18 protein-coding genes and 2 tRNA genes are annotated in these 23,585 nt (G+C 59.1%); 7 read left to right on the plus strand and 13 right to left on the minus strand.

The annotated features are described in order from the left end of the window. Window positions 1-13: 13 nt before the first annotated feature. On the minus strand, window positions 14-1,471 hold the full coding sequence (gene leuC, locus UM93_RS06425) for a 3-isopropylmalate dehydratase large subunit (protein ID WP_045074466.1): 1,458 nt from the start codon (window positions 1,469-1,471) through the stop codon (window positions 14-16). Window positions 1,472-1,585: 114 nt separating this feature from the next. Between leuC and UM93_RS06430 the strand changes: the two genes are divergently transcribed. Then, complete coding sequence (locus UM93_RS06430; RefSeq protein WP_045074467.1) at window positions 1,586-2,305, plus strand: IclR family transcriptional regulator; 720 nt, start codon at window positions 1,586-1,588, stop codon at window positions 2,303-2,305. A gap of 95 nt (window positions 2,306-2,400) precedes the next feature. Continuing rightward, window positions 2,401-2,940, plus strand: coding sequence for a DUF1697 domain-containing protein (locus tag UM93_RS06435; protein WP_045074469.1), 540 nt, complete (start codon window positions 2,401-2,403; stop codon window positions 2,938-2,940). Here UM93_RS06435 and UM93_RS06440 read toward each other — a convergent pair. The 3 genes from UM93_RS06440 to UM93_RS06450 all read right to left on the minus strand — a co-directional run bounded on the left by UM93_RS06440 (window position 2,909) and on the right by UM93_RS06450 (window position 3,914). Then, entirely contained in the window at window positions 2,909-3,598 is a 690-nt protein-coding gene (locus tag UM93_RS06440; protein WP_045074472.1) for a DUF998 domain-containing protein, read from the minus strand. The two genes, UM93_RS06435 and UM93_RS06440, sit on opposite strands and share 32 nt — an antisense overlap. A gap of 142 nt (window positions 3,599-3,740) precedes the next feature. Then, window positions 3,741-3,813, minus strand: a tRNA-Glu gene (locus UM93_RS06445). 29 nt (window positions 3,814-3,842) lie between these two features. Continuing rightward, window positions 3,843-3,914 (minus strand) — tRNA-Gln (locus tag UM93_RS06450). Between the two features lie 299 nt (window positions 3,915-4,213). Here UM93_RS06450 and UM93_RS06455 point away from each other — a divergent pair. Next, on the plus strand, window positions 4,214-6,421 hold the full coding sequence (locus UM93_RS06455) for a hypothetical protein (protein ID WP_082057039.1): 2,208 nt from the start codon (window positions 4,214-4,216) through the stop codon (window positions 6,419-6,421). A gap of 88 nt (window positions 6,422-6,509) precedes the next feature. Here UM93_RS06455 and UM93_RS06460 read toward each other — a convergent pair whose 3' ends face one another. The 5 genes from UM93_RS06460 to UM93_RS06480 form a co-directional block, all read right to left on the minus strand. Next, entirely contained in the window at window positions 6,510-7,238 is a 729-nt protein-coding gene (locus tag UM93_RS06460) for an HAD family hydrolase (protein WP_045074476.1), read from the minus strand. A 4-nt stretch (window positions 7,239-7,242) separates the two neighbouring features. Then, window positions 7,243-8,733: a glutamate--tRNA ligase gene (gltX, locus tag UM93_RS06465; protein WP_045074479.1), complete on the minus strand. Its 1,491-nt coding sequence runs from the start codon at window positions 8,731-8,733 to the stop codon at window positions 7,243-7,245. 179 nt (window positions 8,734-8,912) lie between these two features. Then, window positions 8,913-9,683 carry a fumarylacetoacetate hydrolase family protein gene (locus UM93_RS06470; RefSeq protein WP_045074481.1) on the minus strand — a complete coding sequence of 257 codons (771 nt, stop codon included), beginning with the start codon at window positions 9,681-9,683 and terminating at the stop codon, window positions 8,913-8,915. Between the two features lie 138 nt (window positions 9,684-9,821). After that, window positions 9,822-10,934, minus strand: coding sequence for a branched-chain amino acid aminotransferase (locus tag UM93_RS06475; protein WP_045074483.1), 1,113 nt, complete (start codon window positions 10,932-10,934; stop codon window positions 9,822-9,824). A 108-nt stretch (window positions 10,935-11,042) separates the two neighbouring features. Then, window positions 11,043-12,098: a 3-isopropylmalate dehydrogenase gene (locus tag UM93_RS06480; RefSeq protein WP_045074486.1), complete on the minus strand. Its 1,056-nt coding sequence runs from the start codon at window positions 12,096-12,098 to the stop codon at window positions 11,043-11,045. A 231-nt stretch (window positions 12,099-12,329) separates the two neighbouring features. On the opposite strand from UM93_RS06480, the gene UM93_RS06485 reads away from it, so the two are divergent. The 4 genes from UM93_RS06485 to UM93_RS06500 all read left to right on the plus strand — a co-directional run bounded on the left by UM93_RS06485 (window position 12,330) and on the right by UM93_RS06500 (window position 17,636). Then, entirely contained in the window at window positions 12,330-13,514 is a 1,185-nt protein-coding gene (locus UM93_RS06485) for a sensor histidine kinase (protein WP_082057252.1), read from the plus strand. A 41-nt stretch (window positions 13,515-13,555) separates the two neighbouring features. Next, a complete protein-coding gene (locus UM93_RS06490) occupies window positions 13,556-14,281 on the plus strand; it encodes a response regulator (RefSeq protein WP_199921814.1) in 726 nt (241 codons plus the stop codon). Between the two features lie 138 nt (window positions 14,282-14,419). After that, on the plus strand, window positions 14,420-15,190 hold the full coding sequence (locus tag UM93_RS06495; protein ID WP_045074490.1) for an ABC transporter ATP-binding protein: 771 nt from the start codon (window positions 14,420-14,422) through the stop codon (window positions 15,188-15,190). Between the two features lies 1 nt (window position 15,191). Then, window positions 15,192-17,636 carry an ABC transporter permease gene (locus UM93_RS06500; protein WP_045074492.1) on the plus strand — a complete coding sequence of 815 codons (2,445 nt, stop codon included), beginning with the start codon at window positions 15,192-15,194 and terminating at the stop codon, window positions 17,634-17,636. Between the two features lie 99 nt (window positions 17,637-17,735). Here UM93_RS06500 and metG read toward each other — a convergent pair whose 3' ends face one another. The 4 genes from metG to serA all read right to left on the minus strand — a co-directional run bounded on the left by metG (window position 17,736) and on the right by serA (window position 23,420). Next, window positions 17,736-19,301: a methionine--tRNA ligase gene (gene metG / locus UM93_RS06505; protein WP_045074493.1), complete on the minus strand. Its 1,566-nt coding sequence runs from the start codon at window positions 19,299-19,301 to the stop codon at window positions 17,736-17,738. Window positions 19,302-19,374: 73 nt separating this feature from the next. Beyond that, entirely contained in the window at window positions 19,375-20,121 is a 747-nt protein-coding gene (locus tag UM93_RS06510; protein WP_045074495.1) for an ArsR/SmtB family transcription factor, read from the minus strand. 4 nt (window positions 20,122-20,125) lie between these two features. Continuing rightward, complete coding sequence (locus tag UM93_RS06515; RefSeq protein ID WP_157874112.1) at window positions 20,126-21,610, minus strand: MFS transporter; 1,485 nt, start codon at window positions 21,608-21,610, stop codon at window positions 20,126-20,128. 175 nt (window positions 21,611-21,785) lie between these two features. Continuing rightward, window positions 21,786-23,420, minus strand: coding sequence for a phosphoglycerate dehydrogenase (serA, locus tag UM93_RS06520; RefSeq protein ID WP_045074497.1), 1,635 nt, complete (start codon window positions 23,418-23,420; stop codon window positions 21,786-21,788). Window positions 23,421-23,585 lie beyond the last annotated feature (165 nt).

Consider the following 23,585-nt stretch of genomic DNA (forward strand, 5'->3'; position numbering starts at 1 on the left):
GTCTTTTCCTTCGTTACGCAGCGTTGACTGCCCCGGTGACCGGGGCTAAATCGACCGGGGCCAAATCAGAGGGTGAGCTGAGTGTGCCGCGCACCGCAGTGGCGGCGGCGACTACCGGTGAGACCAAGTGAGTTCGGCCCCCTTTGCCCTGCCGTCCCTCGAAGTTTCGGTTCGACGTCGAGGCGCACCGCTCCCCCGGTTGCAGCTGATCAGGATTCATGCCCAGACACATTGAACAACCGGCAAAGCGCCACTCGGCACCGAAGTTTTTGAACACCTGGTCCAGGCCCTCGGCCTCCGCTTCCAGCCGTACCCGAGCCGAACCGGGAACGACCAGCATGCGCACCGCCGGATCCTTCTGCCTGCCCTGGATCACCTGAGCCGCAGCCCGTAAATCTTCAATTCTGGAATTGGTGCAGGAACCCAGGAACACGGTATCAACCCGGATCTCCTTCATCGCGGTCCCCGCCTGCAAGCCCATGTAGTTCAGGGCACGCTCGCAAGCGGCTTTGGCGTTCTCGTCGGCGAAGTCCTCAGGGCCGGGCACTCGATCATTGAGCGGAACACCCTGTCCTGGGTTGGTCCCCCAGGTGACGAAAGGCTCAAGCTCATCGGCGTTCAACTCCACTTCAGCGTCAAAGACCGCATCTTGCTCGGTATGCAGGGAACGCCAGTACTGTACGGCTGCATCCCATTCCTCGCCCTGTGGAGCGTGCGGGCGACCCTTGAGATAGTCAAAGGTGACATCATCTGGGGCGATCATCCCGGCCCTGGCGCCAGCCTCGATCGACATATTGCAAATTGTCATTCTGGCGTCCATTGACAAGTTTCGAATCGCTGAACCGCGATATTCCAGTACATAACCTTGGCCGCCACCGGTACCAATTTTGGCGATTACCGCCAAGATAATGTCCTTCGAACTCACCCCGGGTCGAAGCGTGCCCTCGACATTGATCGCCATTGTCTTAAAGGGCTTAAGCGGCAAGGTCTGGGTCGCCATTACGTGTTCGACTTCGGAGGTGCCAATGCCAAAAGCCAGTGCCCCAAAAGCGCCATGAGTTGAGGTATGAGAGTCGCCGCAGACCACCGTCATACCGGGCTGGGTCAGCCCCAGCTGCGGACCGACAATGTGCACAATGCCTTGTTCTGCGTCGCCCAGCGAGTGCAGCCTGACACCGAATTCCTGACAGTTTTTCCGCAGTGTCTCAATCTGAGTTCGGCTAGTTGGATCGGCAATCGGCTTGTCGATATCAAGCGTTGGAGTGTTGTGGTCTTCAGTGGCGATGGTCAAATCGACTCGGCGTAGACCGCGACCCGCCAGGCGCAAGCCCTCGAAGGCTTGCGGCGAAGTGACTTCGTGGAGCAAATGAAGGTCGATGAATAGCAGATCAGGCTCATTGTCCTGACCTTTTCGCACCAGATGGTCGGCCCAGACCTTCTCGGCCAAAGTTTTGGGAACGCTGTTACTCACGATCGACTCCTGTACTGAAGGCGGTGATTGCCTACCATCTACTCTGACAGCGCGTCTCTGGAGGCGCCAGCGATTCGATGTGCATCTCAAATAATGAGACGCTAGTATCACCTTATGGACACTTCAAGTGGAGTCGGCGTCATTGATAAGGCTGCTCAGGTACTCGATGCCTTAGAGGCCGGGCCGACCACCCTGGCCCAACTCGTCACCGCCACCGGGCTTGCCCGGCCCACCGTGCATCGGCTGGCTCAGGCCCTGGTGCATCATCGACTGGTTAGTCGCGACATTCATGGCCGCTTCGTACTCGGCAGCAGGCTGGTCGAACTTGCCTCGGCTGCGGGCGAGGACCGACTCATCGCCGCGGCCGGTCCGGTGTTGCTTCAGTTACGGGACAGCACCGGCGAATCCGCGCAAATCTTCCGCAGGCAAGGAGACTGGCGAGTCTGCGTCGCCTCGGCCGAGCGGCCGATCGGATTACGCGACACCATCCCGGTTGGCACCAAGCTCAGCATGAAAGCAGGCTCGGCGGCACAAGTGCTGCTGGCCTGGGAGGATCACGAACGGCTGTTGGATGGCTTGCAGAATGCTCGCTTCACGCCGACCGTCCTCGCCGGTGTACGACGCCGGGGCTGGGCGCAGAGCCTCGGCGAACGTGAGATGGGGGTGGCTTCGGTCTCCGCCCCGGTGCGTGGCCCGTCCGGGCGGGTGATCGCCGCAGTTTCCATCTCCGGACCGATAGAACGGCTCACCAGGCAGCCCGGCAGACTGCACGCAGAGGTCGTCGGGGCAGCGGCGAAGAATCTGACCGAAGCACTGAAGAAGAGCAACCAATAGCGTTCAGGCTTGCCCCTCTGCCTACCCTCGCCGGCTGCAGCAAAGTACGCTGCTGATCGGTTCCCACTGTCCTCACCAGGAAGTAGGCTCGTGGCATGGAACACTTCGTGGTGCTATTGCGCGGCGTCAACGTCGGCGGCATCAATATTAAGATGGCCGAGCTCAAAACTTGCCTAGCCGAGCTACCGGTCCAGCAGGTCAAAACCTTATTGGCCAGCGGCAATGTGGTGCTGAGCACTGAGCTATCGGCGAGCCAGTTGAAATCGCAAGTCGAGGAAGCTCTGGCCGCACGATTTGGCTATCAAGCCTGGGTCGTGGTGCTGACGATAACCCGGATTTCCGAGCTAATCGCAAGCTGCCCCTATCCTGCGGACTCCACCGACCAACACAGCTACGTCACGCTGGCCTCCGATCCCGCAGCGATTAAACGATTGCTCGATGAAGCCGCCAAGTTATCAGAGGAAATGGTGGAACTCGGGCCCGAAGCGGTCGCCTGGCTGGCGCCAGTAGGTGGCACGCTGGAATCGGCGATAAGCAAGCTCACCGCGAAGGCAAGTTATAAATCCACTACCACAACGCGGAATCTGCGCACCCTGATCAAGATCAGGGATGCTGGCGCTGCGCTGTCAGCCTGAGCAACGATCCGGCACTGCTCAGGATCAGAACGCCACTGAGAATGAGCCAAAGTAGCACCGGATAGACCGCCAGCCGCTCAATGCCGCCAACACCGAGCCCGAAGCCGCCCAATTTAGTGCCGGCTATAGCGGATAGCCCGATCACCGCGAGCACGAGCGAGCTAACTGCATAACCGCGGAAGCTTCGCCAGAACACTATGGCGGCCGCGAGCAGCATCAGGTTTCCCACGCCAATCGCCAGTAAGGCACCGATCCCGTGCATCATCATCCGGGCCTCCCCACCAATTGCTTCTGCCGTTGAGCCTGGGAAGCTGCCGACAATAATGATGCCAATACCGAAGAGCGCGGTGGGGACGGCGAGTAGGATTCGACGCCAACCGGCAAGCAGCCGAATCAGCAACAGTAAGGCCAGCAGGGTGAGCACCCCGACACTGATAAAAGCGGTGTTCATCACGCCATGAGCGGGCGAACAGACGATCCGGTCCAGGGTGAGGCACTCGGGCACACCTAGGTCGCTAATGTAGTTGTTGTTCCAGTCATAGGGCGCTTTGCTCCACGCCGCGGCGGTGATCAACTCGCCGATGAAGTAGACGATTGTCAGGCTAAGTGCTGTCCCGGCCAGCTTCAGGGCAAGAGGCGTCTTTTGCTCATTGGTCATATTTTTATCGAAGCACTTTTACAACGACTCGCCAACTTTTGTGACCCTTAACACAGAAGAAGCAGGCGGCCCCGGAGGTGCTAATAGCGGCATAGAAAAAGGCCCCTGATCTGCGTTTCCGCAGATCAGGGGCCTTCCACTGTGACCCCAACGGGATTTGAACCCGTGTTACCGCCGTGAGAGGGCGACGTACTAGGCCGCTATACGATGGGGCCGTGCTTGCTTTCAGCAACCGCTGACAGCGCTGGGATACCAGGACTCGAACCTAGAATGACGGTACCAGAAACCGTTGTGTTGCCAATTACACCATATCCCAATGGCTCTTGCCTGACATCTTCGGTTCACCAAAAGACTCCCCGAATGGCTCAAGCGCCGGGATATAACTTTACCCGAGAATCGCTGACGCTCCAAACCAGCATCCCTTGACTGCATGTTTTCCGGTTTTTAAGGACTCCAGAGCGAACCGCGAACGAGGCCCAAAAACGTCGAAATATCACTCGAAATTATCGCGCCGCTCTTGACAGCAGGATGTGAATCTGCGGTAGGTTACTCATTAGTAGCAGAGAGTGTTAGCTACATCACAGTCAAAATTCGTTCTTCTGATGGGAAAAACTCGTGTCAACTAGCAGAGTCGCTAGACCCACACCGAATCCACGTCGGCACAATATCGTGATCGCAATACTGGGGCTTCTGGTCCTGCTATTGCTCGTGCTTTTCGCGGTCGTCACACTCAAGGTCGCGGATGGCGGCAATCAGTTGGCGGATGGCACGAAGCTGCTCAGAAGTAAGGTGGTGAACGAGCTCGCGCCCGGCGTCCAGCAAGCCAAAGATGGAACCGATAAGCTCGCGGCTGGCGCGCAGCAGCTCTCCCAGGCTGTGACCCCTAGCAAGACCGGAAAAGAGGAGAACAACCTCGCCGACGGCGCTTCGCAGATTTCGGACGGCTCAAATCAGTTACAGGCGGGCGCTTCAAAGCTCAATACCGCTATTGGCACTCAAGTTGTACCCGGTGCACAGCAAATTAGCGACGGGGCCAGCAAGTTGGCTAGCGGCATCAACAACGTGGGATTGCCCGGCGCGATTCAGTTGCAAGATGGCGCCCGAATCATTTCCAACCGGGTCAATAAAATCCTGACCCCAGGCCTCGTTCAGCTAAGCGACGGCGGAAAGGAACTATCAGGCGCTGTCAGTGGCAAGCTGTCCCCCGGGATTGATCAGTTGAGCACGGGTGTTAACCAGGACTTAGTTCCTGGCTTGAACAAGATCAGCGACGGAATCAACAAAGAATTAGTCCCCGGGATTCAGCAGCTTGACCAGGGAGTGAACGGCGATCTAGTTCCTGGCTTGAACAAGATCAGCGACGGAATCAACAAAGAATTAGTCCCCGGGATTCAGCAGCTTGACCAGGGAGTGAACGGCAAGCTTGTGCCCGGCGTTAAGCAGGCAGCAGCTGGGGTCTTACCTATCAAGACCAAGCTAGGAGACACGTGCGAGACTCTCCATGTGACGTCGGTCGATCCAAACTCAACTCTTGTTGATGGGATCAATTACCTTGCAGGCGTGCATAGTCCGGGAAATGCCGATTACACCCAGGCATGCGGAATGGCGCAACTTCAAGAAGGCATCAAGAAGTTGTACGACACAGCTAACTCCCCCCTGGGTTTGGTAGCGACGCTCGCTTTGGTGAAGGACCAGATCAAACAACTCTATGACGGCGCCACTCTCGCAGATCAAGGAACCCAAGCGCTAGTTCAGGGAACGCAAGGACCAGATTCACCTACCAAACCGAACCTCGTCAACGGCATCAACCAACTCAAAGCCGGTGTCATTGGTCCGGGCACAGCAAGTGAACCTAGCTTGGTCGAAGGCGTTGCGAAGCTAAAATCGGGTGTGATTGGCCCGCGTCCCGACGGCTCCCCCGCATTGCAGCCTGGCTTCGCGCAGCTCAAAGCCGGCATTGTCGGCCCCGGAACCAAAGCAAAACCAAGCCTGGTTGAAGGAATTACCAAACTAAAGTCAGGTGTCATTGGCCCGCGTCCCGACGGCTCTCCCGCACTACAGCCTGGCTTCGCGCAGCTCAAAGCCGGTATCGTCGGCCCCGGAACCAAAGCAAAACCAAGCCTCGTCGACGGAGTTGCTCAACTCAAGAGCGGCATCAATGGAGCAAATGGCGGCCAAAAGAACCTTCTTAACGGCTCGAAGGAACTGTCATCCGGCATCGACCAAGCGTTACAGGGCATGTACAAGGACCCCTTGAATGAATCTCCTTATGGTCTGGCCGAGGGGACTCAGCAACTTGCCGATGGCACCAATCAACTGCTCAACGGCATGTACCACGACCCGGCCGACCCAAGCCAGGATGGCCTCGCACCAGGTTCCACGAAGCTAGCTAACGGAGCCCTGCAGCTACTTCAAGGACTCACGAACCCTGATCCGAACAACGGTCTGCTCGCCGGCTCGAATAAGTTACTCGATGGCACCAATCAGCTCAAAGCTGGCGGACAAAAGTTGGTGACAGGCGTTGGTACCTTGACTCAGAAGGTCAATAGCGATGATCCGAAAGCCCCTGGCCTGGTTCTCGGAACCCAGTTACTCAAGGATGGCATGGCCAAGATGCAAGACGGCATGACCAATCCGGTCCCCGAAGAGGGCATGATCGCCGGTAGCACCAAACTTGATAACGGCGCAAAACAGCTGCAAAGCGAATCAACCATGATCAGCCCCATGGGCCCGGTAGGCATTATCGGCATCATCGTTTGCGCGATCATTCTGATCGGCTGCATTCTCTCCATCATCTTGCGACGGCGAGGTGTGATCTCCTAAGCACTAAAACCTGCTAAACGCACTGAGGGTGCTGGACCGTTGAGACGGTCCAGCACCCTCAGTGCGTTTCCAGCTAGAGAAGCAGAAATTAGAGCAAGCTGAGCAATCCGCCCAAATCAGCAACTTGCGGCCCCTGCCAGCTACCGCCGTCGGGCAAACTGCCGGACTTCCCGTCCCGATTGAGCCAGAGTGCTGGCAGGCCCGCCGCGCTGGCTCCAACGGCATCCACCAGCAGATTGTCGCCGACGTACAGCGTCTGCTCGGCCCGGAAACCCAGTTGCCGAACGCCCTCCAGGAAAATTTCTGGCTCAGGTTTGGGTACACCAACGGTATCCGTGCCGATCAGCACCGAAATCCTGTCCAGGCCAGCCAAATCGAGCTTGCGGCGCTGGTACGCCTCAACATTATTGCTGACCGCTCCGTAAACCACACCGGCCGCGTCGAGGGCGTCCAGAGCTTCAGCCACATCCGAATAAGCCAGCCAGTTCCGTTGAGCTTCCCGCTCGTAGTCGGCATTCCATTGCGTCACCCTGTGCTCCGGTAGCGCTCCCCCGGCCAAGCTGAAAGCTTTTTGCGCCCTGGCAATCCGCTGTTCGACAAACCCTAGTTCGCCGCGCAGGAAGGCGTCATAGTGGCCACCTGGATCCTCACGGAACTCACGATGCAGTTCGGCCCAGCCTTGCTCTGAGAGCGCTGGCAAGTATTCGGCGCTGACACTACGTACCGCAATTTCCATTGCGGTACGCAGGTCGACCAGAGTGTCATCGATATCGAACAGTACAGCCCGAATCTGCCCCTCAAACCCAGCATTCACCACGTTTTCAGCTCGCTGAAAAGCCGCGCAACCGTGCCAGCGAAGAGTCCTTGCCCAAAATCACCATTGATTCAAAGAGCGGTGGAGAGATGCGGCGGCCGGAGATGGCGGTGCGCACCGGGCCGAAGGCCAGCCGGGGCTTCACTCCCAGCTCCTCGACTAACGCTGCGCGCAACGCCCCCTGGATCGACTCCGCGGACCATTCCTCCAGCGGTTCAAGGGCAGCAATCGCCGCCCCGAGTACTTCATCCAGGTTTTCCGGCAACCCTTTGAGAGCGTCCTCGGTGGGCGCAACATCATCGTCCGCGACGAACAGGAAGCGCAGCATCTCCGGCGCTTCGCCCAGCAGCTGGACGCGCTCCTGAATCAGCGGGGCAGCCTCGTTGAGAGTCGCTTCCTGACGCTCAGTCAGGCGCTCTGTCAACAAACCCGCGTTCTGCAAATAAGGCACTAAGCGCGAACGGAAATCCTCAGCTGAGAGCATCCGAATGTGGGTGCCGTTGATTGCCTCGGCCTTCTTCAGGTCGAAGCGAGCCGGGTTGCCCAGCACATCGTGCACATCGAAGGCGGCAACCAACTGATCAACGCTGAAAATATCCTCGTCGGCGCTCAACGACCAGCCCAACAGCGCCAAGTAGTTCAGCAATCCCTCCTTGATGTAGCCCCAGTCCCGCAACAGGAACAGGCTCGACTCCGGGTCGCGCTTGGAGAGCTTTTTATTGCCCTGCCCCATCACATAGGGCAGATGGCCGAAGAGCGGCTGGTACTTGGCCACGCCGACAGCGTAAAGCGCTCGGTAAAGCGCGATCTGTCGCGGTGTCGAAGAAAGTAAATCTTCACCACGCAACACATGAGTGATGCCCATTAACGCGTCATCCACCGGGTTCACCAAGGTGTATAGCGGCGCACCGTTCGGACGCACTACAGCGAAGTCGGGAACCGAACCCGCCTTGAAGGTTATCTCGCCGCGCACCAGGTCATTGAAGGTCAAGTCTTCGTCCGGCATCCGCAGTCGCAATGCTGGCTGACGGCCCTCGGCCTTGAAAGCCGCGATCTGCTCCTCGCTGAGCTCCCGGTCGAAACCGTCATACCCCAGTTTGGGATCACGTCCGGCTGCCCTATGACGTGCTTCAATCTCCTCCGGCGTCGAGTAGGACTCGTAGATGAAGCCGCCGTCGCGCAGTTTCGCGATCACGTCCTGGTAGATTTCACCGCGCTGGGACTGTCGGTAAGGTTCGTGCGGCCCACCGGTCTCCACGCCCTCGTCCCAGTCAATACCTAGCCAGCGCAGCCCGTCGAGCAGCTGGTGGTAGCTTTCCTCGCTATCGCGGGCCGCGTCGGTGTCCTCGACCCGGAAAATCAGCTTGCCGCCGGTGTGTCGAGCGTAAGCCCAGTTGAACAGCGCGGTGCGAATCAGGCCAACGTGTGGGGTACCGGTCGGCGAGGGGCAAAACCGCACTCGGACAGGGGTGCTGGAATCAACTTCAGGAATAGTCATGATGCATCCATCTTAAACGAGATCTCACAATTGAACCCGCACTACTTTGCCGTGTGCAATGTGATGCAGGGGTGTCTCAGCACCACATTGTGGCCTGAAAACGGTGCTGTTGTTGCGGTTAGTTTGGCTCTCGCCGCAAAATTCCGGGTGCTCCTGGCATCCCTAGAACTGCTCTGCCGCTAGCGGCGAGCGATCGGATTGGAAAGAGTGCCAATGCCTTCGATCTCCACCTCAAAGCGATCGCCCTCGCTGAGCAGTCCGACACCGGCCGGCGTGCCGGTCATAATGACGTCGCCCGGTAGCAAGGTAAAGGCCTGCGAAACATAAGAAACCAATTGCCGGACGCCGAAAATCATCTGGCTGGTCCGACCGTCCTGCACCACATCGCCGTTCAGTCGGCCCTGCACCGAAAGGTCCTCCACGTCGAGTTCGGTCTCAATCCACGGACCCAGCGGGGCCGAACCATCGAAGCCCTTAGCCCTGGCCCATTGATTATCAGTGCGCTGTACGTCCCGCGCGGTCAAGTCATTGCCGCAGGTGTAGCCGAAGATCACTTCGTCCACCCGCTCCTCAGGCACATCCTTGCAGATCCGTCCGATCACCACGCAGAGCTCGGCCTCATAGGAGACCTCCTCGGAGAATTCGGGCAGGCTGATCGGGTCACCGGGACCTAATACCGAAGTGTTCGGCTTCAGGAACATCAGCGGGCTGGTCGGTACCTCATTGCCCAGTTCCTTGGCGTGATCAGCGTAATTACGACCGATGCCAATCACCTTGGAGCGTGGAATAATCGGCGCGAGCAGCCGCACATCCTCCAAAGCATGGCTTTGCCCAGTGGGCTCGACGCCGTTGAAGAACGGGTCGCCTTTAATTACGTGCACGGTTTCGGCGGCTTCATCAACCACGCCGTAAAGAGGTTCGGCGTCCAGGACAAATCGGGCTATACGCATAGTCCAACTATTTCACGGCTTCGGTCAGCGCGGCGACTCAAGCCGCCAGCACCCCGCCGCGGCCTCTCCGGTGAGACGAAAAAGCCGGTGGCGAACTCTTTGAGTTCGCCACCGGCAACTAAGTGGTTCGGCCTTGTTTTAGACTAAGCGGCGCAACCAGCCGTGCTTATCCGGCACGGTGCCGGTCTGGATCCCCAGCAATTCCTCCCGGATACTCATCGTCACCTCGCCAGCTTGCGCCTCCGCAGATCCGATTTCCTCGTTCTCATCCTTCAGCAGACCGATCGGAGTGATCACCGCAGCGGTACCACAGGCAAAGATCTCGGTGATTTCGCCGGAGGCGACGCCCGAGCGCCATTCGTCGAGCGTGATCTTCCGCTCCTGCACGTTCAGCCCACGGTCACGTCCTAATTGCAGCACCGACGAGCGGGTGACACCTTCCAGGATGCTGCCGGAGAGCGCAGGAGTAACCAGGGAACCGTCCTTGAAAACGAAGAACACGTTCATTCCGCCGAGCTCTTCAATGGCATTGTCATTCTCTTGGTCCAGGAACAGCACCTGCTTACACCCATGGGCTTCCGCCTCAAGCTGTGGCAGCAAGGAGGCCGCATAATTGCCGCCGCACTTGGCCGCACCGGTGCCACCGCGACCAGCCCGAGCATAGCTGCGGGAAATCCAGATTGAGACCGGCTTGAGTTCGCCGCCGAAGTAGTTTCCGGCTGGCGAAGCAATCACCCTGAAAGACACTTCGCGGGCAGCCCGAACTCCTAAGAACGCTTCGGTGGCGATCATGAAGGGACGCAGGTAGAGGCTCTCGCCATCGCCTGAGGGAACCCATTGCTGATCTGCCTGCACCAAAGACGTGATGGCGTCCAAGAAGGTCTGCTCGGGCAATTGTGGCAGCGCTAGGCGCTGCGCCGAACGGTTCAGCCGGGCAGCATTGGCTTCCGGACGGAAAGTCCAAACCGAACCATCGGCGTGCCGGTAAGCCTTCAAACCTTCAAAAATCTCCTGGCCATAATGCAGGACGCAAGCGGCCGGATCCAGCGCGATCGGACCATAGGGCTCAATCCGGGCATCAAACCAACCACCCTCACCCTGGGCGTCCACCTTATAGTCGACGACGGCGGTGTGATCGGTAAAGTGGTCGCCAAAACCGGGATTAGCCAGAATCGCTTCCCGTTCGGCCGCGCTCTTCGGGGTTTCTGACAATCGCTGCGCGAAAGCCAATTCACTCGACACTTGAGTCATCGTCGTCCTCCAAAGGTGCGGTATTTCAATAACTGAACTCGGTTATGGTGCGTTAACTGTACCTCGCTTAAGGGAGGTACATCGATGGCCACCGGTCTATCTGTGGCCCTAGCTCAAAGCGGCAATAATTGCCTCACCGATTTGCGAGGTGGTGCGCGGGCCGAGCTCACTGCGGCCAGCGATATCCTGCTCAACGGCTCGCCCGATCCGGGCAGCTAATTCCGGGTGACCTAGATGGTCCAGCAAGAGTGCCGCCGAAAGCACGGCAGCGGTGGGATCTGCTTTCTGCTGGCCCGCAATATCCGGCGCCGAGCCGTGCACCGGCTCAAACATGCTGGGCGCACTGCGGTCCATATTAATATTCCCAGAAGCAGCCAAGCCGATGCCGCCCGTGATTGCTGCCGCTAGATCAGTCAGAATATCGCCGAACAGATTATCGGTGACGATGATGTCGAACCGAGCCGGATCGGTGACCAGGAAGATGGTAGCAGCGTCAACGTGCAGGTAATCGACTGTCACTTCCGGGAAGTCGGCGGCTACCGCCTCAACCGTTCGCTTCCAGAGGTGACCGGCGTGCACCAAGACATTGTGTTTGTGGACATAGCTGAGCTTCTTCCGCTCAGTTTGTGCGGCGCGCCGGAAGGCGTCTTTCACCACCCGCTGAACGCCGAAGGCGGTATTGACCGAAACCTCGGTGGCGATCTCTTGATCTGTTCCGGTGCGCAGCGCACCACCGTTGCCAACATAGGGACCTTCGGTGCCTTCTCGGACCACGACAAAATCAACCACGCCCGGTGCAGCCAAGGGGCTCGGCACACCAGGATAGAGCTTCGATGGCCTCAGGTTCACATAGTGATCAAGGCTGAAACGCAGTTTGAGCAGCAGTTCTCGCTCAATCAGTCCGGAGGGGATCCTGGTGTCGCCCGGGGCAGCACCGACCGCGCCGAAAAGGATGGCGTCGTGCTGCCGCAGGGCCGCAAGGGTTTCATCCGGAAGCGTCTCTCCCGTTGTCAACCAGTGCTCGGCGCCCAGCGTGTACTCGGTCAGGCTCACGCCGAGCCCGGCATCATCGGCAACTTTTTGCAGCACCTTGACCGCCTCGGCCACCACCTCCGGCCCAATGCCGTCGCCGGGAATGACTGCCACATCAATTGAGGAACTCATGCTTCCAGCCTAAAGAAGCATCCAGATACTGGACAAACCGTCTCATTTATTGAGACTAATCATCCTCGACCCACTGCACCAGCCCAGCCGCCCTCGTCGAGTGTCGAGATCTGGGGCTTAAAATCGCTGTTTAGGCCCCAGATCTCGACACTCGAGGGCTGAAAGATGGGGATATCAACCCTTGGCAGGATGCTTGACGCCTTGGGATGGCCGTAAAGTCAGACTATGGTCATGCACCGGATCTACGAGTGGTTCCGCACACATCGCTTTGTGGTGGACCTTACCGTTGCCTGCCTGCTGTGGCTCGGACTGGCCTTTTTTCCGAGCACCGAAATGGGAGTCACGGTGGTCTTCGCCACCCTGCTCATCGCGCCGCTTGCCTGGCGACGCACCCGACCGGTACTCGCGGGCAGCATTATCGCCGCCACCGCGATCTTGCAATGGGCATTCGCAGTCACTCCGATGCCAGCCGACCTAGCGGTGATCTTGGTGGTGTACGCCCTAGCCGCTTTCGGGCCACGTTGGGCGAGCCTAAGTGGCTTAGGGCTTGCGCTCATCGGCGGCATCCTGCTGGTCACTCGCTACTATCTCTATCTTGGCTTAGACGAATCGACCTTCAGCGTGGCCAGCCTGCCCTATGCCGTGATTCTGGTGATGCTGGTCTGGTTCCTTGTGCTCTTCTCCTGGACCTTCGGCGACCTGACCCGAACCCGCAGGCTTCGTGAACAGGCGCTGGAGGATCGGGCACAACGCTTGGAGATTGAGCAACAACAGGAACGCGCACTGGCCGCCAATGACGAACGCGCGCATATCGCCCGAGAAATGCACGATATCGTCGCGCATTCGCTCTCGGTAATCATCACCCAAGCCGACGGCGGCCGCTATGCCGCGGAGCAAGATCCGAAGATTGCTACCAGCACCTTACAAACCATCGCCGACACCGGACGGAATTCATTACGCGAAATGCGTCGGCTGCTCGGTGTGCTGCGTGGCGACGAAGAGGCTTCAACTCGACCGCTACCCGGCCTAGCCGACCTGGATGAACTATTACTGGGTTTCCGCTCTGCGGGCCTCACCACGGAGTTCGTCACCGAAGGACAACCGCGGCGTCAGTTACCAGCCGGTGCCGAGCTGACCGCTTACCGAGTGATTCAAGAGGCACTCACTAATGTGCTCAAACATGCCGGCCCCAAAGCGCATAGTCGCGTCAGCTTGCTCTGGCAATCCCGCGGACTGCAGATCGTGGTGCTCGATGATGGCCGCGGTGCCGCTGCTGACCCGCCGAGCGGTGGCGGCGGCAACGGCTTACGTGGGATGAGCGAGCGGGTCAGGCTTTACGATGGAACCCTGGACGCCAAACCGCAAACCGGTGGTGGCTTCCAGGTAGACGCCTTCATCCCCTACACCGAAGCCTGACCAGCTATCGAAATCGCCGCACATTGAAATCAGAGGATCAGATGACCGAGGTAACCGAGAACTCACCCGAGGCCGTGATCAAGGTGGCCCTGGTCGACGACCAGCAACTGGTTCGATCAGGATTCACCATGCTCATCAACTCCCAACCGGACCTTGAGGTCGTGGTTCAGGCTGGTGATGGTCGTGAGGCCTTGGGCGCGCTAGCCGCCACCGTGCCCGATGTGGTGCTGATGGATGTCCGGATGCCAGGCATGGACGGCATCGAAACCACCCGCAAATTAATGGAACGAGTCCGCCAAGCCACCCCGGGCTCGCGGCTGGCCGGGCTCAAGATCGTGGTACTGACCACCTTCGATCTCGACGAGTACGCCCTGGCGGCAATTCAAGCTGGCGCCAGCGGCTTCCTGCTCAAAGACGCGCCGCCCGAAGAACTTCTTGAAGCGATCCGCACGGTTTACCGCGGGGACGCAGTGATCGCACCCTCCACCACCAGGCGTTTGCTCGACCACGTTGCCCCGATGTTGAGCGCCCCAAGCCCGGCGAACGATGTGCACCAGGAAGCGGTGAACTCGCTGACCACCCGAGAGCACGAAGTATTCTTGCTGATTGCCCAAGGCTACTCGAACCCGGAAATCGCTTCCTCGCTTTTCCTTTCGGAAGCGACCGTGAAGACCCATGTGGGACATATTCTGAGCAAGCTCGGCGCCCGGGACCGCGTCCAGATAGTGGTGATCGCCTACGAAACCGGCTCCGTTTCGGTGAGCTGAACCACTCACGAACCATCTCAGGCTCCCCCGGTTTGGTGAGCGCCCTCATACCTGGGTCGGAGTTCTTCCATCACGAAGATACTGATAATCATTCCCTAGCCCGATTCGATAGCCGTGAGCGCCCCGTAGCTTGGAGATATGACCACTTTGACTGATCATCTGTCCGGGCCGGGAAACGGCCAGCAAGGCACCGCCGTCTCGGCGCGCGGCTTGCAGAAGAACTACGGCCGCGGCGAGACCACGGTGGCCGCGCTGCGCAATGTCGATATTGATTTCGATGCCGGCCGGTTCACCGCCATTATGGGTCCCTCCGGTAGCGGAAAATCTACCCTGATGCACTGCCTGGCCGGACTCGACACGGTCGATTCGGGAAACATTATGCTGGGTGGAACCGACATCACCAAGCTCAACGATTCTCAGCTCACCGCGCTACGTCGCGATCGGATCGGTTTCATTTTCCAAGCCTTCAATCTGGTCCCCACCCTGACCGCTGAGCAAAACATCACCCTGCCGGTGGCACTGGCTAATGGCAAAGTAGATCCGGAGTGGTTCGGCTTCGTCACCTCAACTCTCGGCCTCACTGATCGGCTCGGGCACCGACCGCATCAGCTCTCCGGCGGACAGCAGCAACGTGTTGCGGTGGCCCGAGCGCTGCTGACTCGCCCGGAGGTGATTTTCGCCGACGAGCCCACCGGCAACCTAGATTCCCGGGTCGGGGCTGAAGTCCTTGGCATGCTGCGTCGCTCCTCTCAAGAGATGGGCCAGAGCATCATTATGGTAACTCACGATCCGATCGCAGCTTCTTATGCAGATCGGGTGGTACTGCTTAGCGACGGCCAGTTGGCGGGCGAACTCAGCAACCCCACGCCACAGACCGTGCTCGCAGCGCTGGCCCAGTTGGGGGCCTGAAATGCTGCAAGTCGCTCTCGCCCAAGTCAAAACCCATGCCAGACGATTCATTGCCATCGGCCTTGCAGTGATGCTCGCGGTTGGTTTCCTGGTCGCCACGCTCCTGGTTGGCAGCTCCACTCAAGCCACCCTGAAAGCCAGCATTGGTCAGTCTTTCAACAAAGCTGATGCCGTTATTTCGAGCACTGATTACACTAAACCGCTCAGCTCGGCGAATTTCGAGGCCGTGAAAAAGGTCTCCGGGGTCAAAGAGAGCTACGCTCAGCTTTCGGCTCAAATCCAGGTCAGCGCAAAGGAGGGCAGCTTCAACGCGCAACTCCAAAACACCGCGCCGAGCGCCGCACTGCAATCCGGATCGCTGATCAAGGGCAACCTGCCCAGTGCTCCGAACCAAGTGGCAATCGATCAGCAATCGGCCGAGCGTCAACAACTCAATGTCGGCTCGACAGTGACATTGAGCAATGCCAAAGGCGAGCAGGCTCAGGCCACCGTGACCGCTTTGATCAAGCCGAGTAATGACCCTAAAGCCTCAGGCATGGCTCAAATGCTGGCCAGTTCACAGACCGTGACACCGCTGGCCACCTTGCCCTTATCCTTCGATACCATCCAGCTGAAGCTTGACTCCCCGCTCAGCCAGAGCAGCAAGACCGCGATCGAAAAGGCGCTCCAATCAACCGGCCTGACCGAGTACACAGTGCTAAATTCCGACGAGCAGACCACCGCGGTGATGAAGCAAATGACCGGCGGCCAGGATGTGCTCACCATTGTGCTGTTGGCTTTCGCCGCAATCGCACTGATAGTTGCCGCGCTAGTGGTCGCCAATACCTTTGCGGTCTTGGTGGCTCAGCGGACCAAGGAGCTGGCGCTACTGCGTTGCGTGGGGGCAAACCGCAGCCAAATCCGCAATTCAGTATTACTTGAAGCCCTCGTGGTCGGAGTGATTTCCTCGCTCGTCGGCATTGCCCTAGCAATTGGCGGGATGGCCGCACTGGTCGCAGTGCTGAGCACCGTCCCCGGCTACGAATTCGCCACCTTCGAGGCGAATTGGCTCGCACCCACCGTCGGATTGATCATCGGTGTACTACTCACCCTGGTGGCCGCACTAGTCCCGGCCCGGGCAGCCACCGCAGTCGCTCCGCTCGCCGCGATGCGCCCCGCCGAGGACGCCACGCTGAGCAATCGAAGCGGTCGGCTCCGGCTGGTGATCGGCGGCTTGCTCATCGTGATTGGTGGCCTTGCCTTGGCCGCCGGAGCGGTTTCCGCGAATCTAATGATCGCGGTACCCGGCGGTGCCGCCAGTTTCATCGGTTTGCTACTGTGCGCCAACCTCTTTGTACCACGGCTGGTTTCCGGAGTCGGCAAACTCGCTGCCCCGGCCGGAGTGCCAGGCAAACTGGCAGCCCTGAATGCGGTGCGAAACCCCGGACGGACCACAGCGACGGCAGCAGCTTTGCTAATCGGTGTCACCTTAGTCTCCATGATGGTCACCGGCGCGGCTACCGCGCGGAGCGCTTTCGACTCCACCCTCGAAGACCGCTATCCGGTCGACGTTTTAGTCAACGATGGTAAATATACGCCGCAACAGCTCAACGCGGTGAAGAACCTGCCAGGCGTAACTCAAACCGTCGGCGTTCCCAAAGTTGGCGAATTGGCTGGCAACTCGGCCGGCACTCCGGTCTACGGTATCTCGACAGCAGATGCGAATCTGCTGCTGAGTACCCCGCAGAACCGAGTGCAACCGGGCCAACTGCTGATGCCTAAGGGCACCAAAGCCACTTCGCTGCCGATGCTTGCCAAGGGTAGTGCCGCGAAAGAGCTGCCCATTGCCCAAGCCACCGTCGACTATTTACCGGTGATGGTCAACTTGGAGACTGTCTCGGCGCCGGACGGAGCGGAACAGCAGGTCTGGATCAAGCTGGCCCCGGGACAGGACAACGGTCAGCTGCTTGAACTACAGGGCAAAATTGCCAAAGCCCTCGGCGTTCAGGACTATCAAGTAGCCGGCGGCGCATTGATCAAGGCCTCCTTTAATCAGGTGATCGACATCCTACTAATGGTGGTCACCGGGTTGCTCGCCATAGCGATCCTGATTGCGTTGATCGGCGTCGCGAATACCCTTTCGCTCTCGGTCCTCGAACGAACCCGGGAGAACGCGCTGCTTCGAGCGCTCGGACTGACCAAACGAGCCCTACGCGGCATGCTTGCCCTGGAAGCCGTGCTGGTCGCCGGAGTCGCTGCCCTGATCGGCGTGGTGCTGGGCAGCTTGTACGGCTGGCTCGGTGCGCAGTCCGGCCTGGGCAGTCTCACTGCCGTGATGCCGAACATCCCTTGGTTGCAGCTGCTGGTGATTGTGTTGATCGCAGCGGTAGCTGGTCTGGCCGCTTCGGTGATCCCAGCCCGACGGGCCGCTCGACTCTCGCCGGTTGAAGGCTTAGCCACCGATTAAGCACAGCAAAACTGAGGGCGGATATCCTGGGCCAGACCGGCCCGAGATATCCGCCCTCAGTCATCTCCACTCATCGCGAGTCTATGAAGTCCGAAAAATTCAGCTCCCGGTAGGTTCCTCGTAGCGTGGGAAAATCGGCTGCGGGGCGGGCAAGGCGGTGCCGGGCTGCAGCGCTGAGTCAATCGCACTGAAGTCCCTCGCCCCGTGCTGCGCTGAAACTCCCAGCACGTCCAAGAGCTTCGCCGCCGACTCCGGCATCACCGGCTGAATCAGTAGCGCAACGATCCGGAGCACCTCGAGCGTGACGTAGAGCACGGTGGCCATCCGGGCAGGATCGGTTTTACGCAGCACCCAGGGAGCTTGCTCGGCAAAGTAGGCGTTGGTCTCCCCCAGCACCGTCCAAATTGCCTCCAGCGCACGGTGGAACTCCTGTACCTGATAGGCCGCCCGGTTAGTTTCAAGCAAGGCGCGCGCCTGAGCCAGAATAGCTTGATCCGCCTCAGTGAGTTCGCCCGGCTGCGGAACCTGTGCCTCGCAGTTTTTTGCCACCATCGACAGTGAACGCTGTGCCAGGTTTCCGAGATTATTGGCCAGATCGGAGTTCATCCGGCCAACGATGGCGTCATGGCTGTAGTTGCCATCCTGACCGTAGGAAAACTCACGGAGCATGAAGAAGCGCACCGCGTCACGGCCGTAACTGGCTACCCAGTCAGCGGGAGCCACCACATTGCCAATCGACTTGGACATCTTAACGCCGTTATTGAACAGGAAGCCGTGGATCATTACCCGTTTCGGCAATTCGATCCCGGCGCTCATCAGGAAGGCTGGCCAGAACACTGCATGGAACCGGGAGATATCTTTGCCAATAATGTGCACATCGGCGGGCCAGAACCGCCACTGCGCTGAGTCGGTGTCTGGGAAGCCTGCGCCGGTCAGGTAGTTAGTCAGCGCGTCCACCCAGACGTACATTACGTGCTTGTCGTTGCCGGGCACCGGAATGCCCCAGTCGAAGGAAGTGCGACTGATCGAGAGATCTTGCAGTCCCGATTTCACGAAGCTGATCACTTCATTGAAGCGGTAGCGCGGCGCGGCGAACTCAGGCTGGCTCTGATAGAGCTCGAGCAGCTTCTCCTGATACTGCGAGAGCCGGAAAAAATAGGATTCTTCCTCGGTCCAGGTGACCTCGGTATCGGTCTCCTTGGAGTAGCGCAGACCGTCTTCGCGCAGCTCGGTCTCGTCGTCGTTGTAGAAGGCCTCATCCCGTACCGAGTACCAGCCAGCGTATTTATCCAGGTAGATATCGCCATTGGCTTCCATCCGACGCCATAGCTCCTGAGCGGCGACCTTATGATCAGCGTCGGTGGTGCGAATGAAGCGGTCAAAGCTGCTGTTCACCAGGTGATGCACCTCCCGGATCGCAGCAGAGTTTCGGTCGACGAGTTGCTTTGGGCTAATCCCTTCTTTTTCGGCGGTCTGCTGAACTTTCAGGCCGTGCTCGTCAGTGCCGGTCATATAAAAAACGTCGAAACCATCCAGGCGCTTGAAACGAGCCAAGGCGTCGGCGGAAATGTACTCATAGGCATGGCCAATATGCGGCACACCATTGGGGTAGGTAATCGCCGTGGTGAGGTAGAACGGAGGTTTATCAGAAGACGTAGTAGACACAGTCACCCCTTGAAAATACCGTCAGCCCGGCGGCTTAAGAAATCGTTACGACGTTGACCGATCGCTGACTCAGCTAAGCAAGCAGGTCAATGCCGAAGTGCTGCAGCAGCGCTTCACTCCCCCGTGGCGTTATTTTGAGTGCCCGACTGCTCTGCCGCTGGGCCACCCAGCCCTGCTCCAGGAAGCACTCAAACAAGCCGCGCCCGAGCTTTCCGGCCAGGTGATGATTTTGCTCGGTCCAGTCGATGCAATAGCGAATCAGTGGCCGGTTGCCCGGCACCAGTTTGACCCCTAAGCTACCGATAAAATCATCCCCGGCCGGAGTCAGCCGGTAATCATGATCCCGTCCCGCACTAGCCGGTCGATCCGCCTGGCTTTTCAGCCGATGATAGGTACCATCCCCTCCACAGAGCAGCTCCTGACGCAGCATGCTTTGCATCACCGAAACCCCCAACCTGCCAGCGAGATGGTCATAGCAAGTACGAGCCAAACTCAATTGCGCGGCCTTAGTTCCTTCTCGCAGCGAACGGATTGGTTCCTCAGAGGCGAGCTCAGAGAGCTTTTCTATTACCTCGGCGACCTGCGCACTGGCCAGCCGGTAGTAGCGGTTCCTGCCGTACTCGGTGACCGCAATCATGCCGCCTTCATGCAGCTTGCGCAGGTGGCTGCTCGCTGTGGAACGGCTGATCCCAGCTTCGCTGGCCAGAGTGCTGGCGGGCAGCTCCTTACCGGAGTGCAGCGCCATCAAGATACGGCTGCGCGCTCGATCGGCGAAAAGCTCGCCGACCCGGGACAGATTGACTTCTCCTCGCACCGTCATGTCCTCACTTTAGCTCCGCGACCACACTGGCGGCACCGTGATGATCCGGTCCTTCCGGTCCAGCCAAGCCGGGCCGGAAGGTGCTGGGCCGCGCGGCGGTGGCGAACCAGGTGCCCACCACTGCGAGCAGATAACAACCCGCAACAATGATCATTAGCGGCACCAGAATCGCCGTACTGTCCGGACGGCTGCCTAGCACGGCACCCAGCACCGCAATACCGATGGCGCCGCCCATCTGACGGGAAGTGTTCAACACCCCGCTGGCCAAACCACGGTGCTGGTGGGGAGCCGAGTAGAGCGCCACCGAAGTCATCGCGGGCATCGCCAAGGAACACAATCCCAGCACACCCATGCCGACCATAAGGAGCGGAATCGATCCGTTCAGTCCGGCCAGCAACACGATGAGAGCGCCGATAATTCCGGAACAGAAACCTAAGAGCATCGGGATCCGCGGGCCGAAGCGAGCGGCCAGGAAGCCGCTAGCCGGAGCCCCGAAACAGACCACCACGGCGAGCGGGAAAACAGCCAAACCGCTAGCTATCCCGGTTAGCCCGAGCACGCTCTGTAAGACCAAAGTGGCACAAAGCAGAGTGCCGTAAATACAGAAGTTGAATAAGAAGCCGACGCCAATAGCCCAACTAAACGTTGCAGACGAAAAGATCTTCAGTGGCAACATCGCTGCTGGGCGTCGCTCGCGTTGGATGAAGAAATACCCCAGTACGACCGCGACAAGTAGCGGGAGCAAATAGTAAAGCAAGTCGCCGTGGCTGGTTTCGATGATGCCTGCAGTCAGCGCCGCCAGCATCAGCACGCCCAATAATGCACCTAACAGATCTAAGGGGCGTTGCTGTGCCGGTGACTCTGCCGCGAGCAAGCGAATAACCAGCCCAATCAGCAGCGCAATCGGGATATTCAGCCAGAAAATCGACTGCCAAGAGAAGCTACTCAGCAGCAGTCCGCCGAGCAGCGGGCCGGCCGCGAATCCCACGCTCGCCACCCCACCCCAGACGCCCAGGGCCCTGGCTCGTGCGGCTGGCTCCGGAAAGAGCCGACTTACTAGGGCCAGCGACGAAGGTAGCAACACCGCTGCCCCGAGGCCCTGGAACACTCTGCCGGCGATCAGCCAACCGAGTTGCGGAGCAAGTGCGCAAAGCACCGAGGCTAGGGTGAAGAGCACTATGCCGCTCAGGCAAAGTTTTCGGTGTCCGATTCGGTCGCCCAAGGAGCCAGCGGTCAGCATAAAGGCGGCAAAGGGCACTGTGTAACCATCAACCACCCACTGCATCGCACTCACATCCCCACCCAGATCATGCCGGATGGCGCTCAGCGCAATGGTGACAATAGAGGCGTCCAACTGAATCAGCGCAAAGGCCAGCGAGAGCGCAATCAACGCGAACCAATTTTGCCGCGCCGTAGCTGCGGTATTTGTCAGATTTGACGTGTCTATTGGACTTGATTGTCCTTGCGGCGTGGGCCCGGTGGGGTGCATTAGCTCTCCTTGCTGATTGCTTCTCAGTCAAGTCTGCAACCGGAATGATTCGCTCACGGTCGAACTATTATGTCTTAGCCGCGGGATGGCAAAAATCCACCAAAACAAACAACTGCCCGGCGGACCGCTATCTTCTGGCGGTACACCGGGCAGTTAGAGAGCTGGGACTGTCTACCTACCCTTCCAGGTCAACCTCGCGTGCGGTACTGGCCTCAATCGAGGCCCGCACGGTGTCAAGCACAGCTTGCGGAACCGCGCTATCCACGGTGAGCAGGCAGAGCACCTGACGGCCCGCAGCAGATCCCGTCGAACTAATCGAACTCGTTGAATTGGCGTCAGCGGCCCGGGACACCTGCATCCCGGCGATGTTGATACCGTTCTCAGCAAGAATGCCACCGACCGTGCCGACCACACCGGGGCGGTCCTGGTAGATCAGCACGATCAAATGATCGCTGATCGGGATTTCGACGTCGTAACCATTCACGCCGACCAGTTTCTCGATTTGCTTGGGCCCGGTCAGCGTGCCGGAAACCGAGATTTGCGAACCGTCCGAAAGAGCGCCGCGCAGGGTCAGCACATTGCGGTAATCGGTGGCTTCTTCGGTGGTGATCAGCCTCACGTTGATGCCACGCTGCTCGGCCAGTACCGGAGCGTTCACATAGGAGACTTGTTCGCTCACCACATCGGTGAAAACGCCCTTGAGCGCCGCCAATTCGAGCGCCTTGACGTCCTTAACAGCGATTTCACCGGCCACCTCGACGTCGATCTGGGTTACCGAAGCATGGGTCAGGGCGGTAAAGACTCGACCGAGCTTTTCGATCAGTGGGATGCCCGGACGGACGTCTTTATCGATCACGCCACCCGCCACGTTCACGGCGTCCGGCACCAACTCGCCTGCTAAGGCCAGACGCACGGATTTCGCCACCGAAACACCCGCCTTCTCCTGAGCTTCATCGGTGGAAGCTCCCAGGTGGGGGGTGACAACGACATTATCCAGGCCGAAGAAGGGCAGATCAGTGGACGGTTCTTTCACGAAAACGTCGATGCCCGCGCCCGCGATCTCGCCTGTTTGCAGCGCATCATAGAGCGCAGATTCGTCGATCAGACCGCCACGCGCCACGTTCACCACATAGGCGCTGTTCTTCATCTTCTTGAAGGCCTCGGGTCCAATCATCCCCACGGTCTCTGGCGTCTTTGGCATGTGGATGGTGATGAAGTCCGACTGTTCGAGCAACTCGTCGAGGGTGACTAGCTGCACGCCGAGCTGAGCTGCCCGGGCACTGGTGACATAGGGATCGTAAGCCAGAATCTGGGTCTCAAAGGCTTGCAATCGGGCAGCAATCAGGGCACCGATCCGGCCCAGGCCGATAATGCCGATCTTCTTCTCATACAGCTCGGTGCCGGTGTATTTGGAGCGTTTCCACTCCCCCGCTTTGAGCGCCGAGCTGGCCGCCGGGATATGCCGAGCCAAGCTCAGGATGTGCCCCACCGTGAGTTCGGCAGCGGAAACGATATTAGAGGTCGGTGCATTGACCACCATCACCCCAGCCTGAGTGGCGGCTTTGATGTCGACATTGTCGAGGCCGACGCCGGCCCGGGCGATCACCCTGAGCTTCTTAGCGGCAGCGATGGCTTCAGCATCGACCTGGGTGGCGGAGCGCACCAGAATAGCGTCGACGTCGGTAATCGCGGAAAGCAATTGCGCACGGTCCGCACCGTCGGTCTGACGGATCTCAAAATCCGGGCCGAGGGCTTCGACGGTCGCGGGGGAAAGTTCTTCGGCGAGCAACACTACGGGCTTAGCAGTCACGGGGATTCCTCGGGATCAGTCGGTCGGGATATCAGCAGTCTATTGATACAGCGAAGGCCGAGCCCACACTATTACGTGAGCTCGGCCTCATCGCCGTCGTACATTCACTTCTTCGCGAGTTCGGGGTGCCTCGCGGATTCGCGTGTTTTTACAGGCGAATCCGAG

Origin of the sequence: Psychromicrobium lacuslunae (genome assembly GCF_000950575.1) — a bacterium.
In the GTDB taxonomy this organism is placed as follows: Bacteria; Actinomycetota; Actinomycetes; order Actinomycetales; family Micrococcaceae; genus Renibacterium; species Renibacterium lacuslunae.

What these genes read in the sequence shown, in the direction of transcription:
- UM93_RS06475 (WP_045074483.1), bottom strand. Translation starts at nt 10,934, where the DNA reads ATGACTCAAGTGTCGAGTGAATTGGCTTTCGCGCAGCGATTGTCAGAA.
- UM93_RS06435 (WP_045074469.1), top strand. Translation starts at nt 2,401, where the DNA reads ATGGAACACTTCGTGGTGCTATTGCGCGGCGTCAACGTCGGCGGCATC.
- UM93_RS06440 (WP_045074472.1), bottom strand. Translation starts at nt 3,598, where the DNA reads ATGACCAATGAGCAAAAGACGCCTCTTGCCCTGAAGCTGGCCGGGACA.
- UM93_RS06515 (WP_157874112.1), bottom strand. Translation starts at nt 21,610, where the DNA reads ATGCACCCCACCGGGCCCACGCCGCAAGGACAATCAAGTCCAATAGAC.
- UM93_RS06500 (WP_045074492.1), top strand. Translation starts at nt 15,192, where the DNA reads ATGCTGCAAGTCGCTCTCGCCCAAGTCAAAACCCATGCCAGACGATTC.
- UM93_RS06490 (WP_199921814.1), top strand. Translation starts at nt 13,556, where the DNA reads ATGACCGAGGTAACCGAGAACTCACCCGAGGCCGTGATCAAGGTGGCC.
- UM93_RS06470 (WP_045074481.1), bottom strand. Translation starts at nt 9,683, where the DNA reads ATGCGTATAGCCCGATTTGTCCTGGACGCCGAACCTCTTTACGGCGTG.
- UM93_RS06480 (WP_045074486.1), bottom strand. Translation starts at nt 12,098, where the DNA reads ATGAGTTCCTCAATTGATGTGGCAGTCATTCCCGGCGACGGCATTGGG.
- UM93_RS06510 (WP_045074495.1), bottom strand. Translation starts at nt 20,121, where the DNA reads ATGACGGTGCGAGGAGAAGTCAATCTGTCCCGGGTCGGCGAGCTTTTC.
- UM93_RS06430 (WP_045074467.1), top strand. Translation starts at nt 1,586, where the DNA reads ATGGACACTTCAAGTGGAGTCGGCGTCATTGATAAGGCTGCTCAGGTA.
- UM93_RS06485 (WP_082057252.1), top strand. Translation starts at nt 12,330, where the DNA reads ATGCACCGGATCTACGAGTGGTTCCGCACACATCGCTTTGTGGTGGAC.
- gltX (WP_045074479.1), bottom strand. Translation starts at nt 8,733, where the DNA reads ATGACTATTCCTGAAGTTGATTCCAGCACCCCTGTCCGAGTGCGGTTT.
- UM93_RS06495 (WP_045074490.1), top strand. Translation starts at nt 14,420, where the DNA reads ATGACCACTTTGACTGATCATCTGTCCGGGCCGGGAAACGGCCAGCAA.